This is a genomic window from Pontiella agarivorans (assembly GCF_034531395.1).
GTDB classification, from domain to species: Bacteria; Verrucomicrobiota; Kiritimatiellia; order Kiritimatiellales; family Pontiellaceae; genus Pontiella; species Pontiella agarivorans.
In genome coordinates this window covers 371,077-383,064 of sequence record NZ_JARVCO010000002.1, presented here as the reverse complement: position 1 = coordinate 383,064, position 11,988 = coordinate 371,077, and the positions used below count along the sequence as shown (strand labels likewise).

Here is an 11,988-nt window from a genome sequence, read left to right as displayed (position 1 = left end):
TACGTCGTTGAATGTTTAAAGATGAGTATTCCTATCGGCATTTAACATTTATGTCTATAATAAATACTCATTTTATTTATGTAATATGCGCGCCATTTATTAAGCATTTAAACATTCCCCTTTTAAAACGGCCATATTATCGGAGTCAGCACAATGGTAATCAGGGCCATCAAAACCGTTAAAGGAATCCCCAACCGTCCGTAGTCGGTAAATTTATAGCCCCCCGGACCGTAGACCATCAGATTGGTCTGGTAGCCCATCGGGGTAATAAAACTGGCCGAAGCCGCCATCATGATGGTCATCAGAAACGGCATATAACTGACACCCAGCGACCCCGCCGTCTCCATAGCCACCGGGAAAATCAGCGCCGCCGCCGCATTATTGGTAATCAGCAGCGTGAACAGCACCGTCCCGAGATAAACCAGCGCCAGCGAAGCCAGCGGTTTTCCCGGCGCCAACGCAATCAATCCCTGTGCCAGACATTCAGCCAGACCGGTCGTGGCCATGGCCGAAGCAATACCCAATGCGGAACCAATCACCAGCAGCACCTGCCACTCAATACTCTTGCGCGCAGCTCCCATCGAACAGCAACCCGAGGCAATCATCAGCAGCGCCGCCAGCACCGAGGCCTTCAGCATGCTCAAAACCGAAGTGCTCGCCAGCAGCACCATCAACACGAGAATCCCGATCGCCAACGGTCCTTTTTTGTGCCGGATCGGCAGGGAATCCTCCACCTGACCGACCAGCAGAAAATCATGCGAATCGCGCTGGCGCGGAATAAAGCCGGCATGCGATTCAACCAGCAGCGTGTCGCCGGGACGCAGTACAATATCCCCGATTTTTCCGTGCACCCGCTCACCGTTGCGCGCAACCGCAATCACCACCGCATTGTAATGCTTACGGAAATTGCCGTCCCGAATACTTTTTCCAAGCAAAGGACAGGTATTCGAAACCACGACTTCAACCAGACAACGCTCCTGATCGGAACCCTTTAAATCAAAAAGAATCTCTGCGGCCGGCTCCAGACCGTTCAGATCGCGCAGCTCTTTCACGGAATCAATCATGCCCACAAAAATAAGATGATCGCCCCCCTGCAGAACAAAATCCGGCGGAACAGCACTCTTCACCTCGCCTTTGCGCACCAGCTCAGCCAGAAAGCAGTTCGACAGATTACGCAGACCGGCTGATTCAATGCTTTTTCCATCAAATGAACCGCCGGCCGTAACCGTAAGCTCCAGCGTATATTCCCTCGGATTTTCAAACACGGCCGATGCCGGCTTTCGTTCCGGCAGCAGCCGGCGGGCAAACAGAAAAACAAAAATAAAACCGACTACCGCACAGGGAACCCCAATTTTACTCACTTCAAAAAAGGAAAGCCCGCCATGACCGAACCGGTCCTGATACAACCCGTTCAGCACCAAGTTGGTGCTGGTTCCGATCAGCGTGCAAAGCCCGCCGAAAATCGAAGCAAAACTCAGCGGAATCAAAAAATGCGACGGACTGAATTTCATCTTCCGGCACCAACTTCCAACCACCGGAATAAACATGGCCACCACCGGTGTATTGTTCAGGAATGCACTTAAACCCGTCACCGGAAGCATCAGCCGCAACAGTCCGCGTTTTGCATTTTTCGGCCGGCCCAGCAGTCCGTTTCCAATCCAGTTCAGCCCGCCGGTTTCCTTCAGGCCGGCCACCACAATATAAAGGACGCCCACCGTAATCATGCCGCTCGAACTGAAACCGTTCAGCGCCTGTGCAGTTTCGAGCACACCGCTCACCAGCAACGCCCCCAGAGCCCCCAGAAAAATAAAATCCGGCGGAATCCGGGTTCCTCCCAGCCCGATCAGCATCAGCAGAATCGTTCCCAGCGTAAACCACGCCTCCCAGGATAACTCGGCAAAGCCCATAAAATCAGTTCAGGCCGCTGACCACAAAAAACGGGTTCAGCAGGTTTTCTTTATTGTACAGAACATCGGAAACCGAATCCGATCCGGTTTTATATGCAGCAGCGGAAAGGCCATCGCGGTATTCAAAAACGCGCCCGCCCGCAGCGGTAACCACCGCATGCGCCGCAGCCGTATCCCACTCACACGTCGGAGCAATCCGCGGATAAATATCCGCCACTCCTTCGGCCACCATGCAGAGTTTCAGCGAACTGCCGCGCGAAACACGCTCCGCCGCGCCGTACTCCTCTTCCAGCTCGGAAATAAACTGCAGCGTTTCATCATTACAATGCGATTTCGAGGCCACGACTTTCAGCGGTCCTTCCGGTGCACCGCTCACTTTCAAAGTCTGGAAATTCACAGGATCCGGAAGTTTTTCAAGCAGTTCTTCCAGACTCTGGAAATGCTCGCCCTTCACGGCTTTAAAAGCACCCTGCTTGCTCCCCAGATACAGCGAGCCTTCAACCGGAACATATACGACCCCCATCACCGGGACCCCGTTTTCCACCAGCGCAATGTTTACCGTGAATTCACCGTTCTTTTTAATGAACTCCTTGGTGCCGTCGATCGGATCCACCAGCCAGTACGTTCCCCAGCTTTTGCGCACCGCATAATCTATCGCTTTACTCTCTTCCGACAACACCGGACAGGGCGTGGTCTCCAAAGCCTGAACAATAATTTCATGCGACTTTTTATCGGCTTCTGTCAGCGGAGATTCATCCGCCTTGAACTCCACCTCAAAGTCGCGGGCATAGATTTCCAGAATGGCATCGCCCGCTTCGAGCGCGGCTTTTACAGCTGTTTCCATCATCATTTTTTTATTCCACCGTTACAGATTTAGCCAGATTACGCGGCTGATCAATTTCACAACCCCGCGCAGCAGCAATATGATACGCAAGCAGTTGCAACGCCACCACCGTAGGAATCGGACAGATGGCCGGCGGACAATCCGGCACCACAATCACATCGTCAAAACCTTCGGCAACAGCTTCGTCGCCTTCGCTGACCACCGCGATCACCGGCGCATTACGCGCCTTACACTCTTCCGCATTGCCCATGGTCTTATCTTTGCCGGGAATATTATTCAGCAGCGCAATCACCGGCGTATTCTCTTCCAGCAGGGCAATCGGTCCGTGCTTGAGTTCGGCCGCGTGATATCCTTCGGCATGAACATAGCTGATTTCTTTGAGTTTCAGCGCGCCTTCCAGTGCAACCGGGAACAGGTAACCGCGACCGATAAAGAAGGCGTGATCGCATTTTGCATACTTCCGGGCCACGGCTTTGATGACATCGTTTTGTTTCAGCACCTGTTCAACCAGTTCCGGCATACGCTGAATCCAGCGCGCAAACTGTGTGCCGGCATGACCGGCCAGGCGGCGTGTTCGCGCAATCTTCAGCGCCATCATCAGCATCACTGAAACCTGACACGTAAAGGCTTTGGTCGAAGCCACCCCGATTTCCGGCCCCGCATGCAGATAAACGCCGCGTCCGGTTTCGCGGGCAATGGTTGACCCCACCACATTACAAATCCCCGCCACCAGCGCCCCCTTCTGCCGGGCTTCCCGTACAGCAGCCAACGTGTCGGCCGTTTCGCCCGACTGACTGATGGCAATCACCAGATCATTCGGAGTAATGATCGGATTTCGATAGCGGAATTCCGCAGCCTGCTCCACTTCGGCATTCACTCCGGCCATTTCCTCAATGGCATATTCACCGACCATTCCGGCATGCATCGAAGTACCGCAGCCCACCACGAGAACGCGATTAATCTGCGCGGCGTCCCGTTCCGAAAAATCAAGACCGGACAGCACCGCCGTACCCATTTCAAAATCAAGCCGGCCACGGATGGTATTACGGATCGCCTGAGGCTGTTCAAACATTTCCTTCAGCATGAAGTGCTCAAATTCGCCCTTTTCGGCCGCCCCCTCATCCCAGTCCATTGCAGTGACTTCCCGGCTGACCGGAGCCCGGTGCACATTACACATTTCCATGCCCTGGTCGGTGATCACCGCCATATCAAAATCTTCAAGATAAACCGCATCCCGGGTGTGCGGAATAATTGCTGAAGCATCGCTTGCCACCAGCGTTTCATCGCGACCCAGACCAATGACAATCGGGCTGCCGCAGCGGGCCACCACCAGCTTATCCGGCTCATGGTCGGTAATCACCACAATCCCGTAGGTTCCCTTCACCTGCTGCAAGGCTTCACTGACGGCATCTTCGAGATTCCCTTTATAAAGAAAAGCCACCAGCTGAACCAGCACCTCGGAATCCGTATCGGACACACAGGTAATCCCCTGTTGCTCCAGCACCTTCCGGATATCCTTGTAGTTTTCAATGATCCCGTTGTGCACCAGTGCAAAACGCCCGGAAGCATCAACATGCGGGTGAGCATTGATTTCATTCGGCGGTCCATGCGTCGCCCAACGGGTGTGGCCGATGCCCAAATGCGAAGAAGAGATCGTCTCGCTCGGCTGCGTAAAAACCTTCGTGCGCAAATCAGCGATTTTTCCCGGATTTTTTACCACATCAATACGACCGTCATAGAGACAGGCCACTCCGGCCGAGTCGTATCCCCGATATTCCAGGCGACGAAGCCCGTCCACCAGAATATCGGCGGCTTTGCGTTTTCCAAAATATCCAACAATTCCGCACATGCTTTATTCCCTCGTCTTCTCGGTTTCTTAAAAAAACTTCCAATACCCGGAACCCTATAGGATCAGATTCCGGAAATACGCTTTAAAAGCGTGCAAAATTTGTACGCTGCCGCCCTCGGTCGTTCGGTATAAAACCGAAACCTTCTCTCTATTTTTCTGTTTTTTGGAAATATCCAGACATTGGATATTTTCCGGCCAAACCCCTATTCCGTGTTCAGCCGGAGTTTATTACGCCGCTCAAGCTCATGAGTCGCAAACTCCGCTTCCACCATGGTACCCAGCATTTCCAGCAGCACCGCAACCCGGTCTTCCGCCGGCATCACTTTAATCACGGTCACTTTCAGCCCGCGCATGGAACCGTCCAGAATCGTGGTTTCCTCGCCCACTTCCAGCGGAGCGGCGGCATCAACCGAACCGTCCTCATCCAGATCTCTGCGGATCGAATGAATGACCTCATCCGGAATCGGCACATAGCGCTCATTGAAAAGAGGAATCGTCAACACACCGGTCGAATACGCAATGGCGCGCTTCTTCTCGGCCATATCAAAACGAACAAAAAAATACCCCGGGAACATTGCTTCCTGAAACCAAACCGCCCCGCGCTTTGTTTTGCGCCGAAAACGGATCAGCGGACAGAAAACCTCCAACCTCTGCTGTGCCGCAATCGTCGATGCCGCAACCCGCTCCTTTTTCGGTTTGGAACGCACCGCGAACCAGTGCTGACCCTCTGGAAAATTGAATACCATGCCTTATTTCCCGATCAGTTTCAGAAGCAGCGGCAGTGTTTTTCCGGCCCGGTACTGCCAGTTTTCCAGCAATTCCACTTTTTCCGTCAGCTCAGCTTTATTGCCCGATTCACAGTCATCCAGCAGCTCGCGAATGCGGAGCAGACGGTCCTCCCCGCTCGCCACATGCGGTTGAATCTGCTCCTTCGCGAAACCCGCCGCGATTTTCCGTAACGAGGTCTCGGCCACATAATAGTCTTTCCGGTCTCCCGGAATATATACCGCCCGGATCGCCCCGAATGAACGTAGAATTTTGAGTCCCTGGCTGGTGGAACCTTTACTGATGTTGAGACGCACCCGGCAATCATCGAGACAGAGCGGATCCGTGGAAATAAAAAGAAGACCGTAAATCTCCCCCACCGAACGCGGCAGATTCAGCATATCCGCCACCCGGACAAAAAGAGCAATAATCTCGCTCTCCAATTCATCCAATTCCGGAATTATCGCAGCCCCATCATTCATGATGTTCAAAAAATACTGAACAAACCGGATATTGCAACAGACAACTTGTTCTATTTATGCAAGTCATCGCTAGAAGTTTGTTGGCGAAGTCGCATAGGCTCCGTTAACCCCGGATGCCCAAAACAGGATCTACCTCTTTAAAGGTTACTTTCCTAAACAGAACCGAGCTGGATGAAAAACCGACTGAAAGACGGTTAAATTTGCGAGCATGACCTCCCCTTGCTGTAAGGGCAAATTAAAGCACCCCGTTGCGGACTTCAGCTCTTCCAACAGAACTTTCACCTATGCGAGACAAAATCTCAAAATACAGAGAACCAGCCGCACAATCCCTACCGGAGATACTCCATATCCAGCACGGAGCACCGCCCGCTTCCATCCGCGTTCCCCGTTTTCCGCTCACGAAATACTACGGTAGTATCCTCGCCTAATGCCGGGCTGTCACAACCGCTAAAGCCGTAAGGTAGGAATCGAAATAATCGGATAATGCTTCGAGGTTGCCCTTAACGGGAGCTTTAGCCGGTTTGTTGGCCCGCTTTGCTTTCTGTTTAGACTTCTTCTTCATCACTTTTTTCCTTGGGTTAACGTCCGAGAGTTATAAGGGTGTCTAGCAGGCTGCTTGCCGTTGACATCACACGTGCGCAGGCTTCGTAGGCTTTCTGCGCACTCATCAGATTCAAGAGTTCTTCATCAAGGTTGACGCCGGAGACGGAGAGCATCTGATTGTCGAACATTTCGACAACACTTGCACTGCCGGCCGCCAGTTGCGTCTCTTCGTTCACCGCGCCACCGAGCGTGGTTTCAATCTGCGTCAAGAACCCCGATAATGATTGATCGTTCAGTGCGCTGAGTGATCCGTCCAATGTAGCAAAAAGCGACAGACCCGCTGTATTGTCACCTGCGTTGGGAACCGGCGGCGGACCGTCACTTGCGCGTGTTGCCGCAAGGGCCACCCGTTCAGGATGAGCCCCCATGGGATTGGCGGGGTCGTAAAGATTTGTATCCACGGCAATATCGCTTGCATCCGTCCCGGTAAAAAAGGTGTAGCCCAGATCCGCCGGACGTTCACCCTTCAGATTATAAGCCGTATCAAAAACGGAATTGGTCTCAGAAATGAGGGTTTCGGCCAGGGTATTGATCTGATTTTTCAATGCCGTTGCTGTATCTGCCGCAGCTACCCGTGCAGCCAATTTTCCGCCGGTCACCGATGACGTTATATCTGTCCCGTTCACAGAAAAAGCATTAGCGGTATCCACCGTCAGCTCCTGTCGATTGAGTCCGTCGGCAGAGACCAGCTCCTGCCCACCCAGCGTAATGCGGTAGTCCGGCGAAACGGCCACATTGGCCTGAGCAGCCAATTCCTGCACAAGCTGATCGCGCTGATCAAGCAGGTCCGGAACCGATCGTCCCGCCGATTCGGCACGGGTGATGTTTCGATTTAAATCCTGCAGCTGAGCCGTCAATCCGTTGAGTTCATCGACGGTATCGGCCGTGGTACCCCACAGGCTGTCCACCTTCTCCAGCGCACTATCGAGCTGATTCAATCCAGACGCCAGTGAAGAAGCACTTTGCAGCAATACGGTGCGTGCGGCTAAATCCTCCGGCGAAGCAATCGCATCCTGCAGTGCCGTTTCAAAATCATTAAGGGCCTGATCCAAACCACCGGTTCCCCCGCCGATCAGCGATTCCAGATCCGAAAGATACGTCGACATTTCAGTATGATAACCGGCGTTCGGCAACTCCTGCAAAAGCGCATTGCGGCCCATAATATTGTAGAGCCGCGACACCTCGCCGGACTGAACCCCCGTGCCCAATCCATCATCAGGAATACCTGTTTCAAGATCGAGCGAACGACGGCTGTAACCACTCGTGCTGACATTCGCAATGTTATTGCTGAAAACGTTGATTTGATTTTGATAGGCACGCAGTCCGGTGCCGCTGAGTTGGAGAAGATCGTTCAATCCAGACATGCGATTTATCCTTGTTGACTCACGAGTATAGGAGCTCTGCGGACCGCGGCAGTTCCATAGCCGGTATAGGTCGGGGGCTCACCGCCACTCAGACGCGACAGCGTCTGTCCAACCACGTCCAGGAATCGCTGCGTCAACGCCCGATTGGCCTGCACAACGGTCAGGCTTCGCTTGAGCAGATGACGGATTTCGGGATTATTATGAACTTCCTCCTTCAACCCATCCCCAGCTTCCCGCTGAACGCGGTTAAGCGCTTCAAGCGATTCCTCCTGTTTGGAAAGATTGCTCCAAATACATTCCGTATCGCGCGAAAGCAAACTGTCCTGCAGCTCTCTTGCTGAAGCCTCAAGTGCTTTAATTCTGCCCATCAAACAAGTATCATTCATTGAAATTCTCCGCTTTTTTTACAGGTTGGCTGAAAGCTGTGCATAGATGTTCTCGGCAATACCCGTATCGCTGTTACGGGCAATTTCGTCGGCGGTTTGCTCCAAAGCATAACTCAGGGCCGACCCCGAATGCCCTTCGGCACTTTCGAGCATACCCTGCATACCTTCTTTGAGCAGAATTTTCAGAAACAGCCCTTCCACGCCGTCACACGCTTCTTTCAGTTTCTGCTGCGCCTGAAAATCGGCGGCGTTGGTCTCGTTCATTGAAATGGCGGATACGTTCATCGCTGCACCTAAAGAGTTATGAGTTCCATCTGTAATGCGCCGAGATTCTGCAGCGCATCAAGAATTGAGATCAAATCGCGCGGCGACGCTCCCAGTTGATTCAGCACATCGGCGAGTTCCTGCACGCTGGTGGTGCGAGGCACGACCATAATTTTGGCCGGTTCGTCTACCACCTCGGTCTGCACATCCTCAATAACTGCCGTTTCACCCACTCGAGAAAAGGCGCCGGGCTGGGACACGCCTTGAGTGGAACCCACGCGTACCGTCAGATTACCATGTGCCACGATCGCTGTGCTGATCATAACTTCGCCGCCCAATACCACCGTTCCGGTTCGCTCATTAACCACCACCCGTGCGCGGCGATCGGGGGTAACCCGCAACGATTCAATGGTTGATATAAATTGGCTGGTCAGTCCGACCTCCAGAACATCTTTCGGGATCGTGATCCGTACCGTTCCGGCATCCTCGGCAACGGATCCGTTGTGGGAAACCGAAGAAACCACTTCGGCAATACGCTGTGCCGTCGTGAAATCCGGCTGACGCAGCACAAGCTCAAGTTTCCCCTCTTTGATGAATTCAACATCGTGGTCAAATTTCAAGGTTGCTCCATTGGGGATACGGCCGACCGTCGGGAAATTTTTTGTTTCTGTGGAGCCCCCCGGACCGCCTACGCCGGCGCTATAACCACCAACAACCAGTGCGCCTTGCGCTATGGCGTAGGTTTTTCCGTCAGGATCCAACAGAGGAGTCATTAACAAAATCCCCCCCTGCAACGATGTGGCATCGCCCATGGAAGCCACCTGAATACCCACCCGGTCGCCTCTGCGATGAAACGGCTCGACGGACGCCGTAACCATGACAACCGCCACGTTTTTACTGCTGATATCACTTGAATCGATGAATATATTAAAGTTTTTCATCAAGTTTGATACCGTCCGCTTGGCCAGTTCGATATCCTTGTCCCCGGTCTTATTCAGACCAACCACCACTCCATATCCAACGAGATCAATCCGTTCAACTCCTTGAATCCGAACCAGGTCTTTGAGCCGAACCTGCGCCGCACCAAGCTGGGCACTCACCGGGAGGGCCAACAGAAACAAGGCTACGCAACATATTGAAAGCAGCCGGTTACTATTTTTTTGCGTTTTCATTTTCATCAGTTCCTAAAACGGGATAATCCAATCCAGCGTACGTGAAAACAGCCCTTTGCGTTGGCTTTTGCCAAACTCACCCACGGTTTCATAGGTAATCGCTGCCCCGGCAATCCGTGAAGAAAGTACGGTATTCGAGCGGTTAATATCGTCAGGCCGAATCATTCCGCTGAGGGTAAACAGAATAATATCGCCATCGATATTCACCTTACGGTCCCCCATAATCATTAAGTTCCCGTTCGGCAGCTTTTCAGTGATGTGCACCGTAATCGATGCAGAAAAAGCATCGGAACTCGCTTTGCCTCCGGAAGCGGAATAATTTTTGGAGGCCCCTACAGACCATTCCGGCAATCTGAGCGCATCCCACATGGCTTTTCCATTGGCTTCCATCCCCGGAAAATTGAACGACATATTCCCATCTGCAGACTTGCTGCGATCGTCGGAAGCATCTTTCTGAACGGAAGATTGCTCCTCAATTGCAACGGTCACCAGATCGCCGACCTGACGCGCAGTACGGTCGGCATACATCCGCTTAGCCAACCCGCCTTCTTCAGCCATTGCCGCCGTTGCCAGACAGAGCACACATGCAATAATTCGTTTCATAACACCTCCTACAATCGGACCAATACCCCGTTGCCCGAACCGGTTAATTCAACCAGTACCTGACGTTGGGAACGTTCGTTAACACACATAATGCGGTCGCCCAGACGGCCATTCGCCATCGCCTTCCCGCGCAAGGTGACATGTAAATTTTTGCTGAGCGCATTAATCGCCACCCAGTCACCTCGTTTGACGCACAGCGGCTTACTTACCGCATTGCTGCGGAGCAGGTCTCCGGCAGTTAGTGCACGGGAAACTTCATACCCGGTCACCTGTTCCTGACTCGATAAATAATTTCCGTTGGAGTCGATCGCGTGCATTTCACTGCGCAAGTCGGATTCAGTAAGAATGTGTCCGCGCTCGAGATTTCTCGCCACCACCCACACCTCGCTGAGAAACTGAATTTCGATCCCCACAGGCACTTCGACTTCCTCCATGCCATCCACCATCACCGAGACATAGGCCACGCTATAGCCTTTTGACGTTTTCCGGTCGAACTGCTTGATTTCAAACGTGGTTTCGCCCGCGGGGATTCGCGTATTGCGGGGAATATTCAGAATATTGACATCGAAATCGTTATTTTTCCAAGGCTCGTTCTTGCTGAGGTAATCGCACAGCGGTTTATAGAATTCATCCTTTTCCATCACCCGATCCCGCCGGGCAATGGTCAGCACAGGCTCACCGCTCAGCGTCACGCGCGTCATATCCTCGTAACGAGCCAATCCCTGGGCCACCGCCGTAAGGGAATAATAGGTCGCTTCGCCTGCCGGCGGAGCTGCCATGACACGACGGGCCGCCCAATCCTTCGGAATAAGTTTTGAATCCACCACCAGGTCGCCCAGCAGAACATCCTTGCCATTCACCTCAACAGAGCTCTTCAAAAACATCATGGTTTCCGCCCGGAGACTAACGGTAAAACCACCCAGCACGATCAAAATGAATAAAAACCGTTTCATGATTTATCTCTGTAAATTATTTGCGATCGACGACATCTCATCGCTGGCTTTAATGGCCTTTGAGTTGGCCTCATAGGCCCGCTGCGTCAAGATCATGTTCACCAACTCTTCGGCGGCATTCACGCTGGATGTTTCCAGATAGCGCTGCATAATCTGCCCCATCCCGTTCTCGCCCGGCGTCAGCCCGGTTTCCGCGGTTCCGCTGGCATCCGTCTCCATATATAAATTGTGCCCCATGCTGCGCAGCCCCTCCGGATTGGCAAAGCGCGCCAACGAAATCTGCTGCCCGGAAACCGAGGAGCCGTTCACCAGCATCGTAACCGAACCGTCCGGTGCCAGCGTAACCTCTGTGGTGCCGCTGGGAATGGACGGAAAATTGGCAACCCGATACCCTTCCACGGTAACCACATCACCGGTCGAGGTCGCCCGGAAAGAACCGTCACGGGTATACGCCGAAGTGCCGTCCGGCATGACGACCTCGAAAAAGCCCTGTCCTTCGATGGCCAGATCCAGATCACCGCCGGTTTCCCTCAGTGCACCCTGGGTGAATTGTTTGGATATTTCCGCCACCTTCGTGCCATGCCCCAGCTGAATCCCCGCCGGGATCTCACTATCCCCGTTCGTAGCTCCCGGGGTGGTTAGCGTGGAATACAGCATATCCTGAAAGGCCACTTTTCCCGGCTTATAGGCCGTAGTGTTAATATTCGCTAGATTATTAGCGATGTTGTCGAGCGACATTTCCGACGCTCTCATTCCCGTAACCGATGACCACATTGCTCTTTCCATAACGTTCTCC

At 53.0% G+C, this 11,988-nt stretch carries 13 protein-coding genes; all 13 read right to left on the bottom strand.

The window, feature by feature from the left end:
- Positions 1–122: 122 nt before the first annotated feature.
- Positions 123–1,907, bottom strand: a complete 1,785-nt coding sequence (locus tag P9H32_RS01605) for an SLC13 family permease (RefSeq protein WP_322607110.1) — start codon at positions 1,905–1,907, stop codon at positions 123–125.
- Between the two features lie 4 nt (positions 1,908–1,911).
- A complete protein-coding gene (gene cysQ / locus P9H32_RS01600) occupies positions 1,912–2,754 on the bottom strand; it encodes a 3'(2'),5'-bisphosphate nucleotidase CysQ (RefSeq protein ID WP_431311689.1) in 843 nt (280 codons plus the stop codon).
- A 7-nt stretch (positions 2,755–2,761) separates the two neighbouring features.
- Positions 2,762–4,600 carry a glutamine--fructose-6-phosphate transaminase (isomerizing) gene (gene glmS, locus P9H32_RS01595; protein ID WP_322607108.1) on the bottom strand — a complete coding sequence of 613 codons (1,839 nt, stop codon included), beginning with the start codon at positions 4,598–4,600 and terminating at the stop codon, positions 2,762–2,764.
- Between the two features lie 203 nt (positions 4,601–4,803).
- Positions 4,804–5,346, bottom strand: coding sequence for a transcription termination/antitermination protein NusG (gene nusG / locus P9H32_RS01590; RefSeq protein ID WP_322607107.1), 543 nt, complete (start codon positions 5,344–5,346; stop codon positions 4,804–4,806).
- A 3-nt stretch (positions 5,347–5,349) separates the two neighbouring features.
- Positions 5,350–5,847, bottom strand: coding sequence for a GbsR/MarR family transcriptional regulator (locus P9H32_RS01585; protein ID WP_322607106.1), 498 nt, complete (start codon positions 5,845–5,847; stop codon positions 5,350–5,352).
- A 424-nt stretch (positions 5,848–6,271) separates the two neighbouring features.
- Positions 6,272–6,409 (bottom strand): hypothetical protein, encoded by a 138-nt coding sequence (locus P9H32_RS01580; RefSeq protein ID WP_322607105.1) that lies wholly within the window; start codon positions 6,407–6,409, stop codon positions 6,272–6,274.
- A 16-nt stretch (positions 6,410–6,425) separates the two neighbouring features.
- Positions 6,426–7,814: a flagellar hook-associated protein FlgK gene (flgK, locus tag P9H32_RS01575; RefSeq protein WP_322607104.1), complete on the bottom strand. Its 1,389-nt coding sequence runs from the start codon at positions 7,812–7,814 to the stop codon at positions 6,426–6,428.
- A 5-nt stretch (positions 7,815–7,819) separates the two neighbouring features.
- Positions 7,820–8,200: a hypothetical protein gene (locus tag P9H32_RS01570; protein ID WP_322607103.1), complete on the bottom strand. Its 381-nt coding sequence runs from the start codon at positions 8,198–8,200 to the stop codon at positions 7,820–7,822.
- Positions 8,201–8,218: 18 nt separating this feature from the next.
- On the bottom strand, positions 8,219–8,485 hold the full coding sequence (locus P9H32_RS01565; protein ID WP_322607102.1) for a hypothetical protein: 267 nt from the start codon (positions 8,483–8,485) through the stop codon (positions 8,219–8,221).
- An 8-nt stretch (positions 8,486–8,493) separates the two neighbouring features.
- The gene (locus tag P9H32_RS01560; protein WP_322607101.1) at positions 8,494–9,636 is read right to left on the bottom strand and encodes a flagellar basal body P-ring protein FlgI; all 1,143 of its coding nucleotides are present in this window, start codon (positions 9,634–9,636) and stop codon (positions 8,494–8,496) included.
- Between the two features lie 12 nt (positions 9,637–9,648).
- A complete protein-coding gene (locus P9H32_RS01555) occupies positions 9,649–10,239 on the bottom strand; it encodes a flagellar basal body L-ring protein FlgH (RefSeq protein WP_322607100.1) in 591 nt (196 codons plus the stop codon).
- 8 nt (positions 10,240–10,247) lie between these two features.
- Positions 10,248–11,192: a flagellar basal body P-ring formation chaperone FlgA gene (gene flgA, locus P9H32_RS01550; protein WP_322607099.1), complete on the bottom strand. Its 945-nt coding sequence runs from the start codon at positions 11,190–11,192 to the stop codon at positions 10,248–10,250.
- Positions 11,193–11,195: 3 nt separating this feature from the next.
- Positions 11,196–11,978, bottom strand: coding sequence for a flagellar basal-body rod protein FlgG (gene flgG / locus P9H32_RS01545; protein WP_322607098.1), 783 nt, complete (start codon positions 11,976–11,978; stop codon positions 11,196–11,198).
- Between the last annotated feature and the right edge of the window lie 10 nt (positions 11,979–11,988).